21 protein-coding genes and 1 pseudogene are annotated in these 23,304 nt (G+C 72.0%); 10 read left to right on the forward strand and 12 right to left on the reverse strand.

The window, feature by feature from the left end; all coding sequences use genetic code 11:
* Window positions 1-127: 127 nt before the first annotated feature.
* The gene (locus BM339_RS07405; RefSeq protein ID WP_256255248.1) at window positions 128-433 is read left to right on the forward strand and encodes a hypothetical protein; all 306 of its coding nucleotides are present in this window, start codon (window positions 128-130) and stop codon (window positions 431-433) included.
* Window positions 434-442: 9 nt separating this feature from the next.
* Here BM339_RS07405 and glgX read toward each other — a convergent pair whose 3' ends face one another.
* From glgX to BM339_RS07420, 3 genes are all read right to left on the reverse strand, one after another.
* Window positions 443-2,536 (reverse strand): glycogen debranching protein GlgX, encoded by a 2,094-nt coding sequence (gene glgX, locus BM339_RS07410; protein WP_075020324.1) that lies wholly within the window; start codon window positions 2,534-2,536, stop codon window positions 443-445.
* Window positions 2,537-2,683: 147 nt separating this feature from the next.
* Window positions 2,684-3,265, reverse strand: coding sequence for a GNAT family N-acetyltransferase (locus BM339_RS07415; protein ID WP_075020325.1), 582 nt, complete (start codon window positions 3,263-3,265; stop codon window positions 2,684-2,686).
* Between the two features lie 49 nt (window positions 3,266-3,314).
* Window positions 3,315-3,890, reverse strand: coding sequence for a DUF4262 domain-containing protein (locus tag BM339_RS07420; protein WP_075020326.1), 576 nt, complete (start codon window positions 3,888-3,890; stop codon window positions 3,315-3,317).
* A gap of 171 nt (window positions 3,891-4,061) precedes the next feature.
* Between BM339_RS07420 and BM339_RS07425 the strand changes: the two genes are divergently transcribed.
* Entirely contained in the window at window positions 4,062-4,865 is an 804-nt protein-coding gene (locus BM339_RS07425) for a DeoR/GlpR family DNA-binding transcription regulator (RefSeq protein WP_021593102.1), read from the forward strand.
* Window positions 4,866-4,880: 15 nt separating this feature from the next.
* Here the strand turns inward: BM339_RS07425 and galK are convergent, their stop codons facing one another.
* Window positions 4,881-6,026 (reverse strand): galactokinase, encoded by a 1,146-nt coding sequence (gene galK, locus BM339_RS07430; protein WP_075020327.1) that lies wholly within the window; start codon window positions 6,024-6,026, stop codon window positions 4,881-4,883.
* 81 nt (window positions 6,027-6,107) lie between these two features.
* On the opposite strand from galK, the gene BM339_RS07435 reads away from it, so the two are divergent.
* The 6 genes from BM339_RS07435 to galT all read left to right on the forward strand — a co-directional run bounded on the left by BM339_RS07435 (window position 6,108) and on the right by galT (window position 12,857).
* On the forward strand, window positions 6,108-6,887 hold the full coding sequence (locus BM339_RS07435; RefSeq protein ID WP_075020328.1) for a DeoR/GlpR family DNA-binding transcription regulator: 780 nt from the start codon (window positions 6,108-6,110) through the stop codon (window positions 6,885-6,887).
* Between the two features lie 104 nt (window positions 6,888-6,991).
* Window positions 6,992-8,080: an ABC transporter substrate-binding protein gene (locus BM339_RS07440; protein ID WP_021593105.1), complete on the forward strand. Its 1,089-nt coding sequence runs from the start codon at window positions 6,992-6,994 to the stop codon at window positions 8,078-8,080.
* A 122-nt stretch (window positions 8,081-8,202) separates the two neighbouring features.
* Window positions 8,203-9,810, forward strand: a complete 1,608-nt coding sequence (locus BM339_RS07445; RefSeq protein WP_021593106.1) for a sugar ABC transporter ATP-binding protein — start codon at window positions 8,203-8,205, stop codon at window positions 9,808-9,810.
* 1 nt (window position 9,811) lies between these two features.
* Complete coding sequence (locus tag BM339_RS07450; protein WP_021593107.1) at window positions 9,812-10,777, forward strand: ABC transporter permease; 966 nt, start codon at window positions 9,812-9,814, stop codon at window positions 10,775-10,777.
* Window positions 10,774-11,787 carry an ABC transporter permease gene (locus BM339_RS07455; protein ID WP_083597391.1) on the forward strand — a complete coding sequence of 338 codons (1,014 nt, stop codon included), beginning with the start codon at window positions 10,774-10,776 and terminating at the stop codon, window positions 11,785-11,787. Before BM339_RS07450 ends, BM339_RS07455 begins: the two co-directional genes overlap by 4 nt.
* Window positions 11,784-12,857 (forward strand): galactose-1-phosphate uridylyltransferase, encoded by a 1,074-nt coding sequence (gene galT / locus BM339_RS07460; protein ID WP_075020329.1) that lies wholly within the window; start codon window positions 11,784-11,786, stop codon window positions 12,855-12,857. Before BM339_RS07455 ends, galT begins: the two co-directional genes overlap by 4 nt.
* Window positions 12,858-12,939: 82 nt before the next feature.
* Here galT and BM339_RS07465 read toward each other — a convergent pair whose 3' ends face one another.
* The 5 genes from BM339_RS07465 to BM339_RS07485 all read right to left on the reverse strand — a co-directional run bounded on the left by BM339_RS07465 (window position 12,940) and on the right by BM339_RS07485 (window position 20,217).
* On the reverse strand, window positions 12,940-15,408 hold the full coding sequence (locus BM339_RS07465; protein WP_256255279.1) for a LamG-like jellyroll fold domain-containing protein: 2,469 nt from the start codon (window positions 15,406-15,408) through the stop codon (window positions 12,940-12,942).
* Window positions 15,409-15,550: 142 nt separating this feature from the next.
* Window positions 15,551-16,501, reverse strand: coding sequence for a sigma-70 family RNA polymerase sigma factor (locus BM339_RS07470; RefSeq protein WP_024936194.1), 951 nt, complete (start codon window positions 16,499-16,501; stop codon window positions 15,551-15,553).
* 18 nt (window positions 16,502-16,519) lie between these two features.
* The gene (locus tag BM339_RS07475) at window positions 16,520-17,731 is read right to left on the reverse strand and encodes an NAD(P)/FAD-dependent oxidoreductase (protein WP_075020330.1); all 1,212 of its coding nucleotides are present in this window, start codon (window positions 17,729-17,731) and stop codon (window positions 16,520-16,522) included.
* Window positions 17,732-17,925: 194 nt separating this feature from the next.
* A complete protein-coding gene (locus tag BM339_RS07480) occupies window positions 17,926-19,293 on the reverse strand; it encodes an APC family permease (protein ID WP_075020331.1) in 1,368 nt (455 codons plus the stop codon).
* A 33-nt stretch (window positions 19,294-19,326) separates the two neighbouring features.
* On the reverse strand, window positions 19,327-20,217 hold the full coding sequence (locus BM339_RS07485; protein WP_083597393.1) for a carbon-nitrogen hydrolase family protein: 891 nt from the start codon (window positions 20,215-20,217) through the stop codon (window positions 19,327-19,329).
* A gap of 103 nt (window positions 20,218-20,320) precedes the next feature.
* Between BM339_RS07485 and BM339_RS07490 the strand changes: the two genes are divergently transcribed.
* Window positions 20,321-21,079 carry a FadR/GntR family transcriptional regulator gene (locus BM339_RS07490; protein ID WP_075020332.1) on the forward strand — a complete coding sequence of 253 codons (759 nt, stop codon included), beginning with the start codon at window positions 20,321-20,323 and terminating at the stop codon, window positions 21,077-21,079.
* 67 nt (window positions 21,080-21,146) lie between these two features.
* Here BM339_RS07490 and BM339_RS49665 read toward each other — a convergent pair whose 3' ends face one another.
* The 3 genes and pseudogenes from BM339_RS49665 to BM339_RS52580 form a co-directional block, all read right to left on the reverse strand.
* Window positions 21,147-21,689 (reverse strand): hypothetical protein, encoded by a 543-nt coding sequence (locus BM339_RS49665; RefSeq protein WP_075020333.1) that lies wholly within the window; start codon window positions 21,687-21,689, stop codon window positions 21,147-21,149.
* A 22-nt stretch (window positions 21,690-21,711) separates the two neighbouring features.
* Window positions 21,712-21,843, reverse strand: a pseudogene (locus BM339_RS52825) (tetratricopeptide repeat protein); the annotation flags it as partial.
* On the reverse strand, window positions 21,789-22,097 hold the full coding sequence (locus tag BM339_RS52580; RefSeq protein WP_083597395.1) for a twin-arginine translocation signal domain-containing protein: 309 nt from the start codon (window positions 22,095-22,097) through the stop codon (window positions 21,789-21,791). The pseudogene BM339_RS52825 and the gene BM339_RS52580, both read right to left, overlap by 55 nt.
* A 393-nt stretch (window positions 22,098-22,490) precedes the next feature.
* Between BM339_RS52580 and BM339_RS07500 the strand changes: the two genes are divergently transcribed.
* Window positions 22,491-23,303: an alpha/beta fold hydrolase gene (locus BM339_RS07500; protein WP_075020334.1), complete on the forward strand. Its 813-nt coding sequence runs from the start codon at window positions 22,491-22,493 to the stop codon at window positions 23,301-23,303.
* Window position 23,304 lies beyond the last annotated feature (1 nt).

The raw sequence follows: 23,304 nt of genomic DNA on the forward strand, positions 1-23,304 counted from the left end.
GAGATGAGAATCTCACGAAGGGAGCGGGGGGTTGGGTTACGCGGCACTCGGCGCGTGGATCCTCGCCGCCGTCGGCGGCGGCCGATTATTGGTCATCTGGATGGCTCACGGGGGTCCGTCGACGAAGGTGACACGGTTTCCGGTGCTGGTCGTGGCGGGGCATCCGCTCGCGGCCGTCGCCGGACTGGCCGTCTGGATCGCCTACCTGGCCACCGAGAGCGCGGCCTGCGCCTGGGTGGCCTTCGGGACGCTGCTCGTCGTCATCTTCCAGGGGTTCCTGATGTTCACCCGCTGGCTCGTCGGGCGCGGCGGCCGGCACGCCCGCGGCACGGAGCAGGCGTTCCCCGCGACGGCGGTGATCACGCACGGCGCGGTAGCGGCCGCCACGTTCGTGCTGGTGTTCCTGACCGCGCTGGAGGCGACCCGCGCGTGAGCGGCGGGCTCACGCCCCCCGCTTCAGGACGAGCAGCGCCCGGTCCCCGACCGGAACGGCGTCGCGGGCCTTCAGCCGGGGGCGCTCGCCGACGGTGCCGGGCTCGGCGGTGTCGAGGACGAACTCCCAGCGCTCGCCGTACTCGGCACCGGGGAGGGTGAACTCGACCGGCTCCGACCCGGCGTTGACCAGCAGGAGGAACGAGTCGTCGCGGACGCGCCGGCCCCGCGGGTCGGGCTCGGTGATGGCGTCGCCGTTGAGGAACACGCCGAGCGACTTGGCGAACCCGACGTTCCAGTCCTGGTCGGTCATGCTCTCGCCGGCGGGGGTGAGCCAGGCGATGTCGGCCGCGGCGCCGGTGCCCCTGCCGGTGAAGAAGCGGCGGCGCCGGAACACCGGGTGGTCGTGCCGCAGCCGCGACAGGATCCGGACGAACTCCATGTCGTCGGAGTCCTCCCAGCGCACCCACGCGATCTCGTTGTCCTGGCAGTAGGCGTTGTTGTTGCCCTTCTGCGTGCGGCCCAGCTCGTCCCCGTGCGAGAGCATCGGCACGCCCTGCGAGAGGAACAGCGTGGCGAGGAAGTTGCGGCGCTGCCGGGCGCGCAGGTCGAGGACGGCGGGGTCGCGGGCGGGGCCCTCGACCCCGCAGTTCCAGGAGCGGTTGTCGTCGGTGCCGTCCCGGTTGTGCTCGCCGTTGGCCTCGTTGTGCTTGTCGTTGTAGGAGACCAGGTCGGTCAGCGTGAACCCGTCGTGGCACGTGACGAAGTTGATGGACGCGAACGGGCGCCGCGCGCTGTGCTCGTACAGGTCGGAGGAGCCGGTGAGGCGGGACGCGAACTCCGGCATGGTCGCGTACGAGCCGCGCCAGAAGTCGCGGACGGTGTCGCGGTACTTGCCGTTCCACTCCGTCCACAGCGGCGGGAAGTTGCCGACCTGGTAGCCGCCCTCCCCGACGTCCCACGGCTCGGCGATCAGCTTCACCTGGGACACGACCGGGTCCTGCTGGACGAGGTCGAAGAACGCGGCGAGCCGGTCGACGTCGTGCAGCTCGCGGGCGAGCGCGGAGGCGAGGTCGAAGCGGAACCCGTCGACGTGCATGTCCAGGATCCAGTAGCGCAGCGAGTCCATGATGAGCTGCAGCGCGTGCGGGTTGCGGACGTTCAGCGAGTTGCCGCAGCCGGTGTAGTCGAGGTGGTAGCGCTTGTCGTCGTCCCGCAGCCGGTAGTACGAGGCGTTGTCGATGCCGCGGAACGACAGCGTCGGCCCGAGGTGGTCGCCTTCGGCGGTGTGGTTGTAGACGACGTCCAGGATGACCTCGATGCCCGCCTCGTGCAGGGCGCGGACCATCGCCTTGAACTCCAGCACCTGCTCCCCGTACTGCCCGGACGAGCTGTAGGAGTTGTGCGGCGCGAAGAACCCGATCGTGTTGTAGCCCCAGTAGTTGTCGAGCCCGCGCGCCACCAGCGCGTGCTCGGGGACCGACTGGTGCACCGGCATCAGCTCGACCGCCGTCACGCCGAGGTCGAGCAGGTGGTCGACCATCACCGGGTGGGCGAGGCCCGCGTACGTCCCGCGCTGCTCCTCCGGGATCCCGGGATGCAGCTTCGTCAGCCCCTTGACGTGCGCCTCGTAGATGACGCTCTCGTGGTAGGGGACGCGGGGCGCGCGGTCGTCCGCCCAGTCGAAGAACGGGTTCACCACCACGTTCTTCGGCATGTAGGGGGCGCTGTCGTCCTCGTTCAGCGCGTCGGGGTCGGCGAACCGGTAGGAGAACAGCGACTCGTGCCAGCGGACGTCGCCCTCGACCGCCTTGCCGTACGGGTCGAGCAGCAGCTTGGACGGGTTGCAGCGGTGCCCTTCGCGCGGGGCGAACGGCCCGTGCACCCGGTACCCGTACCGCTGCCCGGGGCCGACGCCGGGCAGGTAGGCGTGCCAGACGAACCCGTCCACCTCGGGCAGGTCGCGCCGCGTCTCCCGTCCGGCGTCGTCGAACAGGCACAGCTCGACCCGCCGGGCCACCTCCGAGAACAGCGCGAAGTTCGTCCCCGTGCCGTCCCAGGTGGCGCCCAGCGGATAGGGGTCCCCGGGCCACACCTCCCGCATAGCGTGCTCTCCCCCTCGGGGCCGGTTGGTCCTGGCCCGTCGATTGTTGCGTACCCACCGTCCTCCAGCCCCCACCCACCACCATTCAACCGACGGACTCCGTCCGCCCACCGTCCTCCACCCCCCACCAACCCGCCAACCCACCTATCACGGGACGGCCCGGCGGCGGAGGCGCCAGACGCTCTCCTCCTCGCTGGTCTCGCCGGTGGCGCGCATGCCGATCTTGGACGCGACGGCCTCCGACGCCCGGTTCTCGGGGTGGATGGTGGCGACGACGTCCCGGATCCCGTGCGCCGCCAGCCAGTCCAGCAGCGCGCGGGCGGCCTCGGTCGCGAAGCCGAACCCCTGGTAGGGCATGCCGATCACCCAGGCGACCGAGGCGCGGTGCCGCGGCGGACCGGGCGTGACCGTCGAGCCGGCGTCCGCGGGCGTCACCGTGAACCCCGGCGGCGCGGGGGCGACCGTCGCCTGGACGTAGCCGACGGCCTGCCCGTCCCGGACGCGCCGCACGATCCAGTTCAGCCAGTACTCCTGGTGGAACGGCGCCGGGCCCGCGACCAGGTGCGCGTAGCGGGCGCGCAGCTCGTCCCGCGTGAGCGGCTCGCCGCCGATGTAGGCGTGCAGCCGCCGGTCGTCCAGGACCGGGGCCAGCTCGTCCGCGTGGTGGACCGCCAGCGGCTCCAGGACGAGGCGCTGGGTCCGGATGGTCGCGGCGATCGGCCCGTACACCCGCCGATCGTATGCCCGCCGCGGGGCGCCGGCCCGGTGGCGCCGCCGGTCAGAGCCACCCGTCGGCGCGCCGCCCGGCGAGCCGCCGCGTCCAGGCGCCGGCCGGATGCTGCTTCGGGTCGAGCCACAGCCAGGGCTGCGCGTGCCGGAAGGGCAGGTCGGTGCCGGGCTGCCACGGGAACAGGCCCTCCCGGTTGGGCCACACGACCTGCAGGATCGGCAGCGGGGGGCGCCGGTAGAACGTCACGGCGCCGGAGAACAGCCCGCCGTACCAGTGCGGGTCGGCGTCCCGGAAGGCGGCCTGCTGCCCCCGCACGACGCCGTCGCGGCGCTCGCCGTCCGCCGGGACCCGGCCCTCGGCGGCCTGCCGGCCGAGGGCGTTGAGGATCTCCTCGGTCTCGTACACGTCGCCGCCGAACATCGCCAGCTCCGGCGCCCGGTGGCTGTGCCACAGCCCCACCGTGTACGCCCATCCGGGGCCGTCGTCGTCGGCGTGGACGAGGACGACGCTCCACCCGTACTGCGTGATGTGCACGATCGTGCGGAGCTGGAAGTTGTCCAAGCGGTCGCGGTCACCGTAGTCACGGCAGATGACGCACGTGCACGTGGGACCCTCGCCGGACATGACCCTCAGTTTACGATCAATCGACCCTGGGCGAGCGCGCGTGTCCTCTTCCATGGGACCGTCCGGCGGATCCGGGCGCCCGGCGGGCGCGGATCGTTCGGTGGGGGCGCGGATCTGGCATCATCGGGACCACCGACCTGTCATCACGGAACCGTTCCGGGAAGGGCACGCATGCCACGTCGTCCGGGGTTCGCCGCCGAGCGCCGCCAGCGGCTGCTGGAGATCGTCCGCGCGAACGGCGCGGTCTCCATGCGCGACCTGGCGGCGTCGCTGGAGGCGTCCGAGGCGACCGTGCGCCGCGACATCCGCGCCCTGGAGGCCGAGGGGCTGCTCGACCGCCGGCACGGCGGGGCGATGGCGCCGGGCGGGCTGTCCCGCGAGCCGACCTACCAGCAGAAGGCCAAGGTGGCGGCCGAGGAGAAGGCGGCGATCGCGCGGCTCGCGTCCGACCTCATCGAGGAGGGCGACGCGGTGGTGATCGGCGCGGGGACGACCACTCGGGAGCTGGCCCGCGAGCTGGTCGGCTTCGACTCGCTGACGGTCGTCACCAACTCGCTGCTCGTGGCCCAGGTGCTCGCCGAGGCGCGCGGCGTCGAGGTGGTGATGACGGGCGGGTCCCTGCGGGGCGCCATCCACGCGCTCGTGGGCGGGGCGGCCGAGCAGACGCTGGCCAGCCTGCGGGTCCGCCGGGCGTTCATCTCGGGGAACGGGCTGACCACCGAGCGGGGCCTGTCCACGCCGAACATGCTGGTCGCGGGCGTCGACCGCGCGCTGGCGCACGCCGCCCAGGAGGTGGTCGCCCTGGTCGACCACACGAAGGTGGGCGTCGACACGATGTTCCAGACGGTGCCCACCGACGAGATCGCGTTCCTGGTGACCGACGGCAGGGCGCCCCAGTCGGAGCTGAGCGAGTTCGAGAACGCGGGGGTCGACGTCTGGGTCGCCCCGGTCCGCTCCGACGCCGCCGAGGCGTAGGACGGGCCGGCCCGCTCAGGCGGCCCGTGCGGCGCCGGCGGACGGGGTCACCCGGTGGATCCGGGGTGACGGCCGCTCCTGCGCGGCGTAGGCGGCCTCGATCCCGGCGCTCACGCCGGCGACCTTCCCGGCGGGGCAGAGCAGCAGCACGGAGCCGCCGAAGCCGCCGCCGATCATTCGCCCGCCGTGCGCACCGGCGTGCACGCCCGCGGACACGGTGAGATCGGCCTCCGGCCAGGAGACCTCGTAGTCGTCCCGCAGGGACGCGTGGGACGCGGTGAGCAGGGCCCCGAGTCCCGCGCCGGGCTCGCGTCCCGGCGTCCGGGCGGCGGCCCCCAGCAGCCGGGCGGCCGACGCCACCCGCGCGTTCTCCGTCACGATGTGGCGGACCCGCCGGCGGAGGACCGGGTCGCGCAGCGTCCGGAGGGCCGGATCCAGGTCCGCGACGTCCCGGAGCGCGGCGACGCCGAGGAGTTCGGCGGCCCGCTCGCACTGCCCGCGCCTGGCGGCGTACTCGCCGCCGGCGAGGGCGTGTTCGGCGCGGGTGTCCACGACCAGCGCGGCAAGGCCCTCGAATGCGAGCGGCACCTGCTCGGTCTCGCCGCTGCGGCAGTCCAGCAGCAGGGCGTGCCCCGCGACGGCCAGCAGCGACGCCGACTGGTCCATGAGCCCGCAGGGGACCCCGGCGAAGAGGTTCTCGGCCCGCTGGGCGAGCCGCGCGAGTTCCGTCCGCGAGACGGCGACCCCGTAGAGGTCGCACAGGGTCAGCGCGGTCGCGCATTCGAGCGCGGCCGACGAGGAGAGCCCCGCACCGCGCGGCAGGTCGGCGTCCACCAGCAGGGACGCGCCGCCCACGCCGTGCTCGCGGAGCGCCCACGCGACGCCGGCGGGGTAGGCGGCCCACCCGGGGACGCCGCGCGGCGCCAGGTCCTTCACCGGCACGGTCACCTCGCCGCCGGGCGCCTGGCGCGACCGGAGTTCGAGCATGCCGTCGTCCCGGCGGGCGCCCGCGACCGTGACCCCGAGCCCGATGGCGAAGGGGAGCACCAGGCCGTCGTTGTAGTCGGTGTGCTCGCCGATCAGGTTCACCCGGCCGGGCGCGCGCCAGGTCGCGGTGGGCGTCCGGCCGTAGGCGGCGGCGAACTCGTCCTCGATCGACACGGCGGCTCCTCGCTGACAGGCTGCTGGCGCAATCCTGGCAGAATCAATCAAGAACTGTCACTTACGAACATCGAGGATCGGGTGAGCGGACCGGGCTTCGCCGCGGCGCGCAGGCGGCACATCCTTGAGCTCGTCCAGCGCAACGGCTGGATGGCGCTGCGCGACCTCGCCACCGCGGTCGGCGGCTCGGACGTGACCGTGCGCCGGGATCTGCGCGTGCTGGCCGAGCAGGGGCTGCTCGTCCGGGCCCGCGGCGGCGCGTTCCCGCCCGGGACGCTGGCGTACGAGCCCTCCTACGGCGAGAAGGCGCGGGTGGCGGGGGCCGAGAAGGAAGCCATCGCCGTGGCCGCGGCGGGCATGGTCGAGGACGGTGACACGGTGGTGCTCGGCGCCGGCACCACCACGGAGCGGCTCGCCGCCCACCTGGTGGCCCGGCGCGGGCTGACCGTGGTGACCAACTCCCTGGCGGTCGCGCACACGCTGGCCAGGGCGCCCGACGTGGAGGTCCTGCTGACCGGGGGAGTGCTGCGCGGGTCCATCCGCGCGCTGGTGGGCGGGGCGGCCGAGCAGTCGCTGGCGGGCCTGCGGGCGCGGGTCGCGTTCCTGTCGGGGAACGGGCTGACGGCCGAGCGCGGGCTGTCCACGCCGAACATGGAGGTCGCGATGGTGGACCGCGCGCTCGCCCGCGCCGCCACGGAGGTGGTGGTGCTCGCGGACGCGACGAAGGTCGGGGTCGAGGCGGTGTACCAGACCGTGCCGCCGGGCCTGATGAGCGCCCTCGTCAGCGACGCCCCCGTGGCCGGTGCCGAGCTGGCGGCCCTCGCCACGGGCGGGGTCCGGGTGACCGCCGTCTGCGGGTGACCGTTCTCGGTTGCCCGGATGTCGTTACCTGAGCGATATTGACAGAATCTGATCGGCAGTGGCTGAATGACGGCACCACCCCGGTTCGCGAAAGGACCACGATCATGGTCAAGCCCCCCAGGCCCGGCGCCTCGCTGAGGTCCGCCATCGCGATCTGTGCCGCCGTGACACTCGCCGTGTCGGGCTGCGCCAAGTCCGAGGACGACGCGGGGTCCGCCGGCGGCCAGGACGCCGAGGGCCAGCAGCAGGTCGTCCAGTCCTCCGCGGCCGCCGGGCCGACCTGCACGCTCGGCAAGTTCGGGGGCGAGAAGTTCGACCCCAAGAGCGCGGTGATCGGCTTCTCCCAGTCGGAGAAGGAGGCCAACCCCTTCCGCATCGCCGAGACCGGCTCGATCAAGGCCGAGGCCAAGAAGATCGGCGTGTCCAAGCTGCGCAGCACCAACGCCCAGTCGCAGTTCGGCAAGCAGATCAGCGACGTCCAGCAGCTCATCGCCCAGGGCGCCAAGGCGCTGGTCATCGCCCCGCTCAACTCCGACGGCTGGGAGCCGGTGCTGCAGCAGGCCACGGCCAAGAAGATCCCCATCATCACCGTCGACCGGCAGATCAACGCGACCGCCTGCAAGGACTACGTGACCTTCATCGGCTCGGACTTCGTCGAGCAGGGCAAGCGGGCCGCCGACCAGATGATCAAGGCGCTGGACGGCAAGGGCAAGGTGGCGATCCTGCTCGGCGCGGCCGGCAACAACGTCACCACCGAGCGCACCAAGGGGTTCAAGGACCAGATCAAGGCCAAGGCGCCCGGGATCCAGGTCACCTTCGAGCAGACCGGCGAGTTCGCCCGGGAGAAGGGCCAGCAGGTCACCGAGCAGCTCGTGCAGAGCCACCCCGACATCGACGCCATCTACGCCGAGAACGACGAGATGGCGCTCGGCGCCGTCACCGCGCTGAAGGGCGCCGGCAAGAAGCCCGGCGACGTCAAGATTGTCTCGGTGGACGGCACGCGCGCCGCGGTGCAGGGCATCGTGGACGGCTGGATCCACGCGGTCGTCGAGTCCAACCCGAGGTTCGGCCCGCTGGCCTTCCAGACGCTCCAGAAGTTCCTCGACGGCGGCGAGATCCCGCAGAAGGTCGTGATCGAGGACCGCGAGTACGACTCCTCCAACGCCAAGGAGGCCCTGTCGTACGCCTACTGATCCGGACCCGGCGTTCCGGACGCCGCATGACCCTGTTTCCCCGCCTCTGACCGGGCGGCGGGCGCGCCTGACTACCCCGTGGCCGCCCGCCGCCCTCCGGAGATCTCCGCCGGGAGTGGCCCGTGCCCCCATCCAAGTCCGCCCCCCACGACGTGCCGCTCATCGAGGCGGCCGGGATCGTCAAGCGCTTTCCCGGAGTGCTCGCGCTCGACGACGTCTCCTTCGGCCTGCGCCCCGGGGAGGCGCACGCGCTGGTCGGGGAGAACGGCGCCGGCAAGTCCACGCTGCTGAAGGTGCTGACCGGCGTGCACCGCCCCGACGCCGGCGGGCTCCGCATCAACGGCGAGCCGGTCTCCTTCGCGGGGCCCCTCGACGCCCAGCGCGCCGGCATCCAGGCCATCCACCAGGAGATAGGCCTCGTCCCGCTGATGAGCGTGGCGCGCAACCTGCTGCTCGGCCGCGAGCCCCGCAACCGCCTCCGCCTCATCGACACCCGCGCGCTGCACGAGCGCGCCGAGGAGATCCTCGCCCCCTACGGCGTCCGGATCGACGTCCGCCGCCCGCTGCGGTCCTACGGCGTCGGGACGCAGCAGATGGTCGCGCTCGCCAGGGCGGTGTCGGTGGACGCCCGCGTCGTGGTCATGGACGAGCCGACCAGCTCCCTCGAACCCCGCGAGGTGGAGACGCTCTTCGGCGTCATCCGGGGCCTGCAGGACCGGGGCATCGCGGTCGTCTACGTCAGCCACAGGCTGGACGAGCTGTTCCGCGTGTGCGACCGCGTCACCGTCCTGCGCGACGGCCGGATGGTGCACACCGGCGTGCTCGCCGACCTGGACCGGCTCCGGCTGGTCTCGCTGATGCTCGGCCGGGACATGGCCGAGGTGCGCGCCGAGGGCCTCACGAAGTTCTCCGGAGACCACGAGCGGACCGGCGACGTCCCGGTCCTGGAGGCGCGCGGGCTGACGCGCCGCCATCAGCTGCACGACGTGTCGGTGACCGTCCGTCCCGGCGAGGTCGTCGGTCTCGGCGGCCTGCTCGGGTCGGGACGCAGCGAGACGGCCAAGGCGATCGCCGGAGCGCTGCCCCTGGACGAGGGGACGGTCGTCGTCGCGGGACGGTCCCTGCGGCGGCCCACCACGGCGAGCGCGAACAAGGCGGGCATCGCGATGCTGCCCGAGGACCGCAAGGCCGAGGGGGTCGTGCCGGGCCTGTCCATCCGCGAGAACATCGCGCTGGCCGCGCTGCCCGGCCTGTCGCGGGCGGGCATCGTCTCCGACGCCCGCATCGACCGCGTCGTCGACACGTTCATGAAGCGGCTGCGCATCAAGGCGTCCTCGGTGCACCAGCGGGTCGGCGAGCTGTCCGGCGGCAACCAGCAGAAGGTGCTGCTGGCCCGGTGGCTCGCCACCGAGCCGAAGGTCCTCCTGCTGGACGAGCCGACGCGCGGCATCGACGTCGGCGCCAAGGCGGAGGTGCAGACCCTGATCGACGAGCTGGCCCGCGAGGGCCTCGGCGTCCTGCTGATCTCCTCCGACCTGGAGGAGCTCGTCGAGGGAGCCGACCGGGTGGTCGTCCTGCGCGACGGCGCGGTCGCCGGGGAGCTCACCGGCGACCAGGTGAGCGAGCAGGGCGTCATGGCGGCCATCGCCGCCGAGCCGGACCCCCGGACCCCCGCGGACGCGGCGCCGGAGGAGGACGGGCCGGCGGCGACCGGAAAGGACAAGGACTGACATGGCCCAGGTGACGGCCTCCCCCTTCCAGGGGCTCGACCGCGCCCGCGCGCTGACGTGGCTGCAGAACTACGGCGTCTACCTCGCCGTCGCGGTGCTGCTGCTGTTCAACGCGTTCTTCACCCCGCACTTCCTGGAGGTGGACAACTTCCGGAACCAGCTCGTCCAGGTGACGCCGGTCCTGATCGTATCGCTCGGGATGGCGCTGGTGATCGGCACCGAGGGCATCGACCTGTCGGTGGGCTCGGTGATGTCGCTGGCCGCGGCCATGATCGCGCTGTACCTCGGGTACGGCCTGGTCCCCGCGGTGCTGATGGCGCTGCTGGCCGGCGCGCTCAGCGGGCTGGCGGGCGGCTCCCTGGTCGCGTTCGTCGGGGTGCAGCCGATCGTGGCGACGCTGGCGCTGCTGGTCGGGCTGCGCGGGCTCGCCAACGTCTTCGTCCCGCAGTTGGAGGACTTCCGCGACCCCGCACTGCTGTCGCTCGGCGGCGACGCCGTGCTCGGCGTCCCCTACGTCGTGCTGGTCGCGGCGGCCGTCGTCGCGCTGGTCGCGTTCCTCGTCGGCCGCACCACGTTCGGGCGGCGGCTGGTGGCGATCGGCGGGAACCGGCGGGCCAGCGAGCTGTCCGGGCTGCCCGTCAAGCGGGTCCTGCTGCTCGTCTACATGCTGTCGGGCGTCCTCGCCGCGATCGCGGGGGTGCTGTCCACCGCGCGGATCCAGGCGGCCGACCCGACCTCGCTCGGGCTGCTGATGGAGCTGTCGGCGATCACCGCGGTCGTCGTCGGCGGCACCCCGCTCACCGGCGGGCGGGTGCGCGTGGCGGGCACCGTGATGGGCGCGCTGCTCATGCAGCTGCTCACCTCGACGCTGACCAAGCACGACCTGCCCTCGTCCGGGACGCAGATGGTGCAGGCCGCCATCATCCTCGTCGCCGTCTACGCGGCCAGGGAACGGATGACCCGATGACACCGCTCACCACCGTCGGCCGGCCCGCCGCCGAGCCGGAGCCGGGCGCCGCCGCGGCACGCGGCGAGCAGGCCGGGCGCCTGCTGCAGCAGTACGGCGCGCCGATCGTGCTGCTCCTCGTCGCGGCCGTGGGCGCCGTCGTCTTCGACGGCTTCGCGTCGGGGGCGAACCTCGCCAACCTCGCCGCCGGCTCGTCCTTCCTGGCGATCATCGCCGTCGGCATGACGTTCGTCATCATCAGCGGCGGCATCGACCTGTCCGTCGGCTCGCAGTTCGCGCTGGGCGGGGTGCTCGCCGCGTGGGCGTCCCAGTACGGATGGGCCGCGGCCCTCGCGGTCCCGCTCGCGGTGTGCGGCGCCATCGGCCTCGCGCAGGGCGTGATCATCGCGCGCACCGGGATGGCGCCGTTCATCGTCACGCTCGCGGGCCTGCTCGGCGCGCGGGGCCTGATGCTCGCCATCTCGAACGAGGGCGCCGAGACCTACCTGGTGAAGAGCGATGCCTTCGCGCGGCTCGGGCAGGGCACGTTCCTCGGGCTGTCCTACCCGGTCTACATCACGCTGGGGCTGTTCGTCCTCGGCGGCCTCGCGCTCCAGCGCGGGCGCTTCGGGCAGCGCGTGTACGCCGTCGGCGGCAGCGAGGACGCGGCCCGGCTCATGGGCGTGCCCGTCGCCCGCACCAAGATCCAGGTCTATCTCCTGACCGGCCTGCTCGCCGGGCTGGCGGGCGCGCTGAACGCCGCCCGGCTGTCCTCCGGCGTCACGATCCTCGGCGCCGGCATGGAGCTGGACGTGATCGCCGGCGTGGTCATCGGCGGCACCCTGCTCACCGGCGGCGCGGGAGCGCTGTCCGGAACCCTGGCCGGGGTGCTCCTGCTCGGCGTCATCCAGAACATCATCAACCAGATCGGAAGCCTCACCTCGGCTTACCAGCAGGTGGTCAGCGGCACGTTCCTCGCCGTGGTCGTGGTCGTGCAGCGCTACCTGAGCCGCGTGCAAAGGCTCACATGACGGTCTCCGAGACCGGGGGCGGCACCCTGGACCACCGGAACTCGCTCCGCACGTCGGTCCGGCTGGCCGACGACCGGGAGCTCATCTACTTCGACGACGAACCCGGCCACGACCGCACGGCGCCCGACCTGCGCTCGCTGCCCCCGCTGCGGCCCCGCTCCGAGCTGCGGCTCGACCCCGTGATGGGCGAGTGGGTGGTCATGGCGGCGCACCGGCAGGACCGCACGCACCTGCCCGCGCAGAGCGAATGCCCGCTCTGCCCGTCCACCGGCGGCCGGCGGAGCGAGATACCGGCCGCCGACTACCACGTGGTCACCTTCGAGAACCGCTTCCCCTCCCTCGGCGGCCCGCCCGCCGGCGGCCGGTGCGAGGTCGTCTGCTTCACCGGCGACCACGACTCCTCGTTCGCCCTGCTGCCGGACCGCCGCCTGGACACCGTGGCGCGCGCCTGGACGGACCGGACGGCCGAGCTGAACCGGCTCCCCGGCACCGAGTACGTCTTCGTCTTCGAGAACCGCGGCGTGGAGATCGGGACGACCCTGCACCATCCGCACGGGCAGATCTACGCCTACCCCTTCGTCCCGGCGGCGCCGGCGCGCGCTCTGGAGATGGCGCGCCGGTACCGGGCGGAACAGGGCTCCTGCCTCTTCTGCTCCATCGTGGCCGCGGAACGGGCCGGGGAGCGGGTCGTCGCCAGGTCGGACCGCTTCGTCGCGTTCGTCCCCGAGGCGGCCCGCTGGCCCTACGAGGTCCACATCTACCCGTACGGGCACGTCGGCGGGCTCCCCGACCTCGACCCCGGCGAGCGGTCCGAGCTGATGGTGCTCTACCGGGACGTCCTGCGCCGCTTCGACCGGCTCTTCGACGCGCCCGCGCCGTACATCGCGCACCTGCAGCAGGCCCCGGCCCGCGTGGACGCCGGACTGGCGCACCTGTCGGTCCGCGTCTTCACGCCCCGCCGCGCCGAGGGCAAGCTCAAGTACCTCGCGGCGAGCGAGTCGGGCGCGGGCGCGTTCATCAACGACGTCCTCCCGGAGGAGGCCGCCCGCCGCCTGCGCGCGGCCGGCTGAGACACCGCGCACAACGAGAAGGAGGCGAGGAGCGGACTCCTCGCCTCCTTCGTTCAGGCGTTCGTGCTACTCGCCGGGGGTGCTACTCGCCGGCCCCGGCGAGCTTCGCCACCTCCTCGGCCGACAGCGCCCGGTCGAACAGGCGCACCGAGTCGACCGCGCCGGGCCAGAAGTCGACGGGGTTGCCGCCGAACTTGGCCCGTCCGATCACTGTGTGGCCGGTGGAGGCGGTCCCGAGGCACGCCTCGGCGGCGCCGGCCTTCTGGCCGTTGACGTACAGCGTCAGCGCCCCGGACGCCGCGTCGCGGACGCCCGTCAGGTGGTACCACTGCCCGGTCTGCGGTGCCGCGGGAGCCAGCGCCCGGACGCCGGCGAAGCTGAACGCGAACCGGTTGTCGGCTCCCGAGTACTGCAGGAAGAAGGCGCTGTTGCTCGGGCCGTCCTGGCTGACCGCGGTCGCGAACGAGCCGAGGCGGTCCAGCTTCACCCAGGCGGAGACGCTGTAGCCGCCCGCGGTGTCGAGGATCGCGGCACCGGTGTCGGCGAACTGGTCCGAGCCGTTGAACTGCAGGCCGGGACCGTCGTGGCCGGTCGTCCACTGCGGCCCGCCGACCAGCGTGGCGTCGTGGTCCCCGACCTCGTCGGCGGTCGTGGTGCCGGAGCCCTCGCTGAACGGGTAGAAGCTCACGCCGGCGAGCCCGGGAGTGCCCGGCGGCTCGTCGCCGCCGCCGGACGACGGCTTCGCCGCGATGACCGCCCGGTTGGCCGCGCGGACCTTGGCGGCGTCCATCTTCGGCACCTGCCGGTCGTAGGTGAAGAGGCCGTTGACCTCCTTCTCCACGTCGGTGATCTGCGTGTAGACCGACCCGGACAGGCCGCACTTGACGACGAGCTTGCGCACCCCGTCCTGCACCTCGGTGTAGCGGCGGGTCAGCGTCGCCGAGTCGGGCGCCATCTCGTAGGCGAAGCTGCCCGCGGGGTCGAACTCGTGGCCGTCGACCTTGAGGCCGAGGCCGCCGTACTCGCCGGCGACGGTGGCCCGGTGGCCGCGCGGGATCGGCGGAGAGCCGGGCCCCACGTAGGTGTGGTCGTCATAGATGTCGCCCTCGCCGTTGTCCGGCAGCGAGTCGCAGCAGTTGACGCCGCTGTCGGCGTTGACGAGCCGGCTCGGGTCCCAGCCCTTGACCGTGTCGGCGACCCGCTTGGGCTCGTACTCGCCCCAGCCCTCGTTGAACGGCACCCACATGACCACCGACGGGTGGGCGTCGTGCTGCCGCACCATGTCCTGCATCTCGGTCTCGAACTGCTGCTTGTCCGCCGCGGGCGGGTTGTGGCCGCCGAACATGGCGGGCATGTCCTGCCAGACGAGCAGCCCGAGCCGGTCGGCCCAGTAGAACCAGCGGTCCGGCTCGACCTTCATGTGCTTGCGGACCATGTTGAAGCCGAGCTTCTTGTGCTCGACCAGGTCGAACTTGAGCGCCTCGTCGGTCGGGGCCGTGTAGACGCCGTCCGGCCAGTAGCCCTGGTCGAGGGTGCCGACCTGCGGGACGAACTTGCCGTTGAGCAGCATGCGGGTCTTGCCGTCGTCGCCCTTGCCGAGGCTGATCGAGCGCATGCCGAAGTAGGAGCCGACCTCGTCCACGACCCGGCGGCCGTCCCGGAGCCGGATCTTCAGCGTGTAGAGGTACGGGTCGTCGGGCGTCCACAGGTGCGGGCGGGGGATCCGGAGTGAGAGCTCGTCCCCGGCCTTGCCCGTCACCTTGCCCACCGGCTTGCGCCCCGCGTACGCGACCGCCTCCACCGTCGCGCCGGACGCTCCGGGCGCGTGCGCGGTGAGGCGGAGCCTCTTGCCGGCCAGGTCCGGGGTCATCGTGAGGTCCTCGACGTGGCCCGCGGAGACCGGCTCCATCCACACGGTCTGCCAGATGCCGGACGCCGGGGTGTAGAAGATCCCGTCGCCGGGCTTGCGCTGCTTGCCGACGGCCTGGCGGCCGATGTCGGTGGGGTCCTCCACGCCGACGATCAGCTCCTGCGCGCCGCCGGGCTTGAGGGCGTCGGTGACGTCCGCGGAGAACGCGGTGAAGCCGCCGGTGTGCGCGGCCACCTGGCGGCCGTTCACGTACACCGTGGCCTTGTAGTCCACGGCGCCGAACCGCAGGACCAGCCGCTGGCCGCGCGTCCGCCAGTCGCGGGGGACGGTGAACGTGCGCCGGTACCACATGTTGTGGACGTCGCGGGCGATGCCGGAGAGCGCGGACTCCACCGGGTAGGGGACGAGGATCCGCTCGTCGAGGGTCTTGCCCACGGGGGGCTGCTCACCCGCGGTGGCGCCGGCGAACTGCCAGACGCCGTTGAGGTTCTGCCACCGCGTCCGGGTGAGCTGGGGACGCGGGTAGTCGGGCAGGGCGTTGCGGGGACCGACCTCGTGGGTCCAGGGGGTGGTGAGCGGTGGCGTCTTCGGCTGCCAGCCGTCGGCGGATGCCGGTGGCAGCGCGACCGCGCTCACGATGGCCGTGAGAAGCGCGATCAGCAGGGTGGGATGGCGACGCACATGCAACGGACAACTCCAATCCGTTCGAAGCCGTCGGGGGGTCTTCGCCGACCAAGCATGAGCGGTTTAGAGCGAAGTTGCAATAATATGATCGAATCTTTTCGAACCTGCGGAGACGTCGCTCACCAGCCCGCGCGCGGGGTCACCACCGGGCGATGAGCGGCGTGTCCGCTTCGTGCCGCCGCCAGGCTTCGGTGAGCCGGGCCAGGCGGGTGGGGGCGGCGATGCCGAGCACGGTTGCGATCTTGCCGTTGGCGAGGTCGAACGCCACCATGCCGCTGACCCGGTCGCCGAACACGACGAGGAGAGCGGGCGTGCGGTTGACAAGCGCGTAGTGGATGGCGGGCGCGCCGCCGAGCCGCCGTTGCGCGGATGCGGGCTGGAAGCCGGCCCGTGCGATGGCGGCGATGCCCTGCGGGGTGTCGTAGCGCAGCAGCGTCCTGGTCAGGCCGGCGCCGTCGGAGACCGCGGTCGCGTCGTCGGTGAGCAGCGCCATCAGCCGTTCGGTGCGGCCCGAGGAGGCGGCGGCGAGGAACTCCTCGACGATCCTGCGGGCGGACGCGGCATCGGCTTCGCCGCCGCGGCGGCGCGCGGTGGTGATGCGGCGCCGGGCCCGGTGCAGGTGCTGCTGGCTCGTGGATTCGGTGATGTCGAGGATCTCGGCGATCTCGGCATGGCTGTAGGAGAACGCTTCGCGCAGGAGGTAGACGGCCCGCTCGGGCGGTGACAGTCGCTCCATGAGGGTCAGCACGGCCAAAGAGACCGCTTCGCGCTGCTCGGCGGTGTCGGCCGGGCCGAGCATCGGGTCGCCCTCCAGAAGAGGTTCGGGCAGCCAGGCGCCGACGGTGCGTTCGCGGCGGGCCCGTGCCGAGCGGAGCCGGTCGAGGCACAGGTTGGTGACGACCTTGGTCAGCCATGCCTCCGGCACCTCGATCCGCCGCCGGTCGGCCGCCTGCCAGTGCAGGAACGCGTCCTGCACGGCGTCCTCGGCGTCGGCGGCCGAGCCCAGCAGCCGGTAGGCCAGCGAGGCCAGCCGGTTCCGGCTGGCCTCGAACCGGCCGGCGTCGAAGCGATCGGCGGCGGTCTCGTCCACGGGGACCAACCTAGGCGGCTACGTGGCCGACTTCGCGGCGGACACCATCGCCTGCTCGGCGGGCGCGGCGGTCAGGCGGCGCCTGCGCAGGGGCATGCCGAACGTCGGATGCGAGGTGCCCCACAGCGCGCCCCTTTGAAGGCTCTCCTTGATCCCCACGGCCATGCGGCCGCCCATGTACTTCGTCCTCGCCTGCCCGGCACCGTCGATCAGCTGAAGTATCCCGTCCCTCCGTCCGAGGCTTATGGCGTTGTACCGGTAGACCAGCTTGGTGTTCGCGATATCGCGGCCGGTCAGCCTTCCCACGATCGCCTCGATGGCCTGCCGGGCGGTGTAGCCGACCGAACCGCAGTTCATCGGCAGTTGAAGGCCGTTGTCACCGAGGGTGTAGACGCTGTCGCCGACGGCGTAGACGTCCGGGTGCGAGACCGACCGCATGGTGCGATCGACGACGACCTGACCGTCCTCGGTGACCTCAAGACCGCCCGCGGCCGCGACGGGACTGACCGCGAACCCGGCCGTCCACACGGTCGCGTCGGACGCCAGGACGGTGCCGTCGGCGCACCGCACCCGCGTGGCCTCGACGGCCTCGACGCCGGCGTGCTCGACAACGGCGACTCCCAGCCGGTCGCAGGCCCGGCGCAGGTGGCCGCGGGCCCCGGGGGAGAGCCGGGCCCCCAGCTCGCCGCGGGCGACAAGCGCCACCGACAGGCCGTGCCGGGACTCGGCGATCTCGGTGGCGGTCTCGATGCCCGTCAACCCGTCGCCGACGACCAGCACCCGCCCGCCTCCGCCCCGCCTTTCCAGGTGATCCAGGCGCTCGCGCAGGCGCAGCGCCGAGGGCCGTCCGGCGACGTCGAAGGCGTGCTCTGCCACGCCGGGGACGCGTTGGTCGGCGACGTGGCTGCCGAGCGCGTATAGCAGCGTGTCGTAGCCGACCTCGCCGCCTCCGTCGGCGTCGGCCACGGCGACGACCTTGCGTTCAGGGTCGATGGCCGTGACACGGGCCACGCGCAGCCGAATATCCGTGCCCGCGAAGACGTCGGTGAGCTTCGGAGCCTCGATCTCCCGGCCGGCCGCCAGCTGGTTCAGCCGCTGCCGCTGGACGAAGTCCTCCACGGCGTTGATCACGGTGATCTCGATGTCCGCCGGGGAGAGCCGGCGGGCCAGGTTCCCGGCCACGTAGGCCCCGGCATAGCCGGCGCCGAGGACGACGATGCGGTGCTTCATGCGCTGCTCCTGTCGGTTCGTTCTGCTCTCGCTGACTTGAGCGAGACAGCACCCCGATACCTGACAGGCACCGCATGTGGCATGAGTCACACACGGCACCGAGGGCGGCCCCAGTCGCCCGCGAGGCGGTCATTACCCGCGGCCAGTCCCCCGCGCGCCCGCCTGAGACGGTCAGCACTTGTCGCCGTTCTGGCCTACTCGGCGGGTAGCGGCTCGGCAGGGCGCTTGTCCTCGGTGAACTCCAGCTCCGGGGGTGGGAGCCGGAAGAATCTCGTCAGGTACGCCAGGTAGGCGACGCCGAGCGCGAGCCAGACCATGCCGAGGATCTGGGCTCGTCCATCGAGGTGGAACAGCAGCCACAGGTCCACCAGCGCGCCGACCGTGGGGACCAGGACGCCGGTCAGGACGCGGCCGCCCGCGCCGGAGCGGCGGTTGCGGACGAACATCGCGATGACGCTCAGGTTCACGCACGTGAATGCCACGAAGGCACCGAAGTTGATGAACGACGTCGAGGTGGCGACGCTCAGCCGGAGCGCGATGAGGCCGACCGCGCCGGTGAGCAGGATGTTGAAGGCCGGGGTTCGGAAACGCGGGTGGATATAGCCGAACAGCCGGCGCGGCAGGACCGAGTCCCGGCCCATCGCGAACAGCAGGCGTGACCCGCTGGCCTGCGCCGCGATCCCGGAGGCGCACTGCGCCACGACCAGACCCGCGAGGAAGATCGAGGAGAACAGGTCACCGCCGATCGTCATGGCGATCTCGAACGCCGCCGAACTGGAGTCCTCGAACGCGCTGCCCGGATGGGCCAGCTGCGTGGTGTACGCGACCGTGACGAAGATGGCCCCGCCTATCAGCGCGATCAGAAGGATCGCGCGCGGCATCGTGCGTTTGGGATCGACGGTCTCCTCGGTGAGGGTGGTGACCGCGTCGAAGCCGAGGAAGGAGTACGCCGCGACGGCCGCCCCGCCCGAGATGCCGGAGAAGGTCGCCCCGTCGTGGAAGAACGGTGTCCCCGAGGCGAGCGCCGAGGCGCCGTCCACATCGACGGCGTGCCGCAGTGACAGCAGCACGAAGATCGCGATGACCAGGATCTGGAAGACCATGAGCAGGTTGTTGGTGCGCTCCGCGGTCTTGATCCCCAGCAGGTTCAGCACCGTGGTCACGGCGATGTAGGCGAGGATCCACGTCCAGCCCGGCACGCCGGGGAACTTGGCCTGCAGGTACGCCCCGCCGATCAGCCAGATGACCATCGGCAGGAAGAAGTAGTCCAGTAGCGTGGCCCAGCCCACGAGGAAGCCGAGGCGAGGCTCGATCGCGCGCCGTACGTACGTGTACGCCGAGCCGGCCACCGGGTACGCCGCCGCCATGCGTCCGTAGCTGTAGGCGGTGAAGAGCATCGCGACGAGCGCGAGCAGGTAGGCCGTCGGCACGACGCCGTTCGTCGTGGTCGCCACGACCCCGAACGTGCCGAGGACGATCAGCGGCGTCATGTACGCCAGGCCGAACAGGACGACCGATCTCAGGGTCAGGCTGCGCTTGAGCGGACGGGGGTGGGTGTCCATGGACGGCTCCGTGGGGTGATGCGAGGGACGGGCTCAGTTGGTCGCGGGCGGGTGATGGCCCGCCGGGTGCCACCGCCGAGGGTCGATGCGGCCTTCGTACAGCGGCAGTTCGATGGGGGAGTCCGCGTCGGTGAACTGGTCCCACATGCGGTTCACTCCGGCCGTGCCGTGCGTGCGGACGCGGGTGACCTCGTCCAGGTCCAGCACGTCGGTGAGGACGGCGGGGGCGTCGCCGGGGGCCTCGGCGCGTACGGCGCCCTCCGGGTCGACCACCAGCGAGTGCCCGGTGCCGGCCGGTCCGGCGGTGTTCACGCTCGCGACGAAGACCTGGTTGGCGATGGCGGCGGCACGTACGAGCACCAGTTCCTGCGCCCGGTCCTCGGTCGTGGTCATCACCGGGTTGACGATCAGCTCGGCGCCCATCCAGGCCAGGTGGCGGGCGACCTCGGGGAACCAGATGTCGTAGCAGATCGCGAAGCCGACCCGGCCGCCGCCGTCGAGGTCGAAGACGACGAACCGGTCACCGGGGTCGTACGGCTCGTACGGCCGCCAGGGGAAGATCTTCCGGTACGACGCGGCGAGGCGGCCCTCGGGAGAGAAGGCGAGCGCGGTGTTGAACAGCTCGCCGTTCGTGCCGCGTTCGACGACGCTGCCCGGCAGCAGCCAGATCCCGAGCTCGCGCGCCAACTCGGCGAGCTCCGCCCTTCGCGGCCCGTCCAGCGGCTCGGCGGCGTCCCGCACCTGCTGCCGCACGTGCCCGCGCGTGGTGTCCACGCCGCACAGGTGCAGCTCCGGGTACACCAGGACGCGCGTTCGCCGGAACCGGCCGAGCAGGTCCCGGGCCTCGGCGGCGAAATCGGCGAAAGGCGCCGTGAGCAGGCGCGGCGGCACCTGCGCGAGCGTGATGGGCAGTGGTCGGGCCACGGTCGTCCGCCTCTCTCTGGGCCTGGAAGGAAAATAGAGCAAAATGAGCAGTTATCCAAGAGGCCGGAGCCGGGACCTCCCCCGGCATGGCTAGAGTGGGCGCATGCCCGTCCCTCCCGACGCACCCGAGCCGGGCGACCGCGCGACCACCGAAAGGCTTCGCGCGCCGGCGCTCAGCGGCATCCGGCGGCTCTCGGCGCTGGAGACGGTGCGGGCCCGGATCGCCCTCGCGGTCGACCTCGGGCTGCTGGCGCCGGGGGAGCGCCTTCCCGGCAATGACCAGATCGCCCGGGCCCTCGACGTCGCGGAGATCACCGTGCGGCGGGCGCTCGTCTCGCTCTGCGAGGACGGGCTACTCGAACGGCGGCGCGGCCGGAACGGCGGGACACTCGTCGCCGCGCACCCCAGGCGGCAGGCCGTCAAGGCCATGAACGCCTACCGGTCCGCCGCCGCCGACGTGCACCGGCTGATCGACCACCGCCTGGCCCTAGAATGCGGCATCGCCTACCTCGCCTCCCGCGACGCCGGCGATGCGGCCGTCGCGGCCCTCGACGACCTCGTCGCGGAGATGGACCGGGCGGCGAACTGGGCGGAGTTCCACGGCTGCGACGAGCGGTTCCACCTCGCCGTCGCCGCCGCGACCGGCGCCCCGGCGGCCGTCGAGCCGTACGGCGCGGTGCTGCGCGAGCTGTACCACTACTACCTGCCGTACCCGCTCGAGACGCTGCGACGGTCCAACGACGAGCACCGGGCCCTGGTCGAGGCGATCCGCCGGCACGACCCGGCGGCGGCCGGCATAGCCCACGATCACGTCGTCCAACTCCACCGGACGATGTTCGTCGGCCTGACGCGCGATGCTTGAACGACCGGGTCCCCGATCTCGCGCCGCCTGCCCCGTCGGGCGATGCCTTCACGTCGAGCCGGGGAGGTCATTCACCTGCCGTGATGAAAAGGCACATGTCGGTGTAGTCGAAGGTGATGGCGTAGGGCTTGAAGAATTCGTGTGTGAAGTTGGCGATCAGATCGAAGCCGAACTGTGCCGACTGGCCCGGGCCGGGGAATCCGGGAAAGACGTTCTCGGCCGCGTGGCCGGGCATATCGCGCCTGACCCGGGTGCCCAGGCTGATCCGCTCGGGCCTGATCGGAAAGAGCCTGCCCCCTGGCTGTTGGATCGGATGGTCGTAGTCCACCTCGATACCCGCCCGTTCGGCGATCTCCACCGTGGTGTCGAGGCCGATGCCGATGCCGCCGGTGTCGACGGTGACCATCCGGGGCCCATAGTCGCCCAGACTGCCCAGCGTGCAAGGGTAATGGTCCCCGGCCAGCCACAGCGGCAGCCGGTCGGCCGGCCGCATGCGCGGGGCGGCCCCGGTCTTGCGCCGCAGAACCAGGGTGCGGCCGGCGTAGTTCATCGTGGTCAGGAAGTGGTAGAAGACCGTCGTTCCGAACGCGCCCGCCGTACGCCTTGTCACGCGAACTGCCCGTGCTTTGGAGGAGCGGTATCGCCCGGGCGAACCGATCTTGCCGGACGTAGCACTCGGCCAGTCGCTGTGCCGAGGTGCCGCCGGGCTCTAGGGCGACAGCCTTGGACAGGTGCTTCTCCGCGTCGCCGAAGCGGTTGGACAACAGGGCGGTGTATCCGATCTGGGCGTAGGCGTGCGCGTCCTCCGGATCCTCGCGCAGAAGACGTCGATAGCCGCGCTCGGCCGCGGCGAACCTGCCCTCCCTGAACAACTGGTCAGGGTCGTCCGCGGAGGCGAACACCGATCTCGGGGCGGACTCCAGCAGGGGAAGCTCGCACCCGCGGCAACGGCCAGCCCCGCGCGCCTCAGAAACGCGCGTCGGGAATCGGCTGCAGTGGGCATCTCCAGGCTCCTCATGCCGTACTCGGAAAGTCACAAGATCAAGGTGGGTAAGCCGGCGTGATGCCGCCCAATAGGGACGCAAGTTTCCCCTGTGTTTCCCGCTACCGTTCGGCAGTGCCTGCAATCCCCGCTGATAGCGGCCTGCACCAGCGCGAGGCGTTCGAACTGCACCGGTTCGGCACGCCCGAAGAGATCCAGATCCGCCGCGTAGCAGGCCGCCTGTAGACCACGCGGCCGGTGTCGCCCCGCGCATGAGCGGGGCGAGTGCTGCGGTGGCCCGCGCGGAGCGCCGCCCAGGCAGTGCTGTCCGGGGCAGCGGACACCGTCCTCACGGATTCCTCGGCCGCTCTTGATGGCCTCGAACTCGGCTGTATAGTGAACGCTACATACAGAGGAAGGTCGTGGACGATGAGCACGTTGGATGTCGGGGACGCGCAGTTGGCCTACACCGATGTCGGTGCAGGCAGCCCGGTCGTGTGGCTGCACGGCTCGGGACCGGGTGCGACGGGGATGAGCAACTTCGGCGGAAACCTGGCGGCCTTCCAGGACTACCGGAACATCGTGGTCGACCTGCCGGGTTGGGGCGGCTCGCCCCGTCCCGCCACGGACGAGCCGTTGATCTTTCAAGCCGCTGAGACGGTGTGCCGTGCGATGACCGCTCTAGGGATCGAACGGGCCCACATGGTCGGCAACTCCTACGGCGGCAGCGTGGCGATGCGGATCGCGATGCGGTACCCGGAGCGCGTCGACCGCCTCGTTCTCATGGCGCCGGGCGGGGTCCTGCCGGCGGACGCGCCGCCCTGGCCGGTCGGCCTCGAACGCCTCTTCGCCTATATGGCCGCGGAGAAGCCCTCACGCGAGGCAATGGCCGAGTTCACCCGCCTCATGGTGTTCGACGAGACCCTGGCGACGGAGGCCCTGATCGACGAGCGGTACGAAGCCAGCCGTAAGCGCCATCCGGAATTGCCGACCCCCCCGAACTACGGCGACCTGACTCCGGACCTGGCCCTCATCAGCGCCCCCACGCTGCTCATATGGGGACGGGAGGACCAGACCGTTCCGCTTGCCTGGGCGTCCAGGATCCTCGTCGGCATTCCCGACGCGGAACTGCGCGTGTTGCCGCACTGCCGGCACTGGGTCCAGTACGAGCGTGCGCCCGAGTTCAACCACATCGTCCGTGAGTTTCTGCGCGGTGGCGCATCCGCGGCATCGGAAAGGTGAC

The sequence above is a fragment of the Actinomadura madurae genome (genome assembly GCF_900115095.1).
GTDB lineage: Bacteria > Actinomycetota > Actinomycetes > Streptosporangiales > Streptosporangiaceae > Spirillospora > Spirillospora madurae.

Bases quoted from the DNA above. Each gene is read 5' to 3' on its own strand.
- BM339_RS07475 (WP_075020330.1), bottom strand. From the start codon at position 17,731: ATGAAGCACCGCATCGTCGTCCTCGGCGCCGGCTATGCCGGGGCCTAC.
- BM339_RS07450 (WP_021593107.1), top strand. From the start codon at position 9,812: ATGGCCCAGGTGACGGCCTCCCCCTTCCAGGGGCTCGACCGCGCCCGC.
- BM339_RS07490 (WP_075020332.1), top strand. From the start codon at position 20,321: ATGCCCGTCCCTCCCGACGCACCCGAGCCGGGCGACCGCGCGACCACC.
- BM339_RS07500 (WP_075020334.1), top strand. From the start codon at position 22,491: ATGAGCACGTTGGATGTCGGGGACGCGCAGTTGGCCTACACCGATGTC.
- BM339_RS07480 (WP_075020331.1), bottom strand. From the start codon at position 19,293: ATGGACACCCACCCCCGTCCGCTCAAGCGCAGCCTGACCCTGAGATCG.
- galT (WP_075020329.1), top strand. From the start codon at position 11,784: ATGACGGTCTCCGAGACCGGGGGCGGCACCCTGGACCACCGGAACTCG.
- BM339_RS07420 (WP_075020326.1), bottom strand. From the start codon at position 3,890: ATGTCCGGCGAGGGTCCCACGTGCACGTGCGTCATCTGCCGTGACTAC.
- glgX (WP_075020324.1), bottom strand. From the start codon at position 2,536: ATGCGGGAGGTGTGGCCCGGGGACCCCTATCCGCTGGGCGCCACCTGG.
- BM339_RS07425 (WP_021593102.1), top strand. From the start codon at position 4,062: ATGCCACGTCGTCCGGGGTTCGCCGCCGAGCGCCGCCAGCGGCTGCTG.
- BM339_RS07440 (WP_021593105.1), top strand. From the start codon at position 6,992: ATGGTCAAGCCCCCCAGGCCCGGCGCCTCGCTGAGGTCCGCCATCGCG.
- BM339_RS07455 (WP_083597391.1), top strand. From the start codon at position 10,774: ATGACACCGCTCACCACCGTCGGCCGGCCCGCCGCCGAGCCGGAGCCG.
- BM339_RS52580 (WP_083597395.1), bottom strand. From the start codon at position 22,097: ATGAGGAGCCTGGAGATGCCCACTGCAGCCGATTCCCGACGCGCGTTT.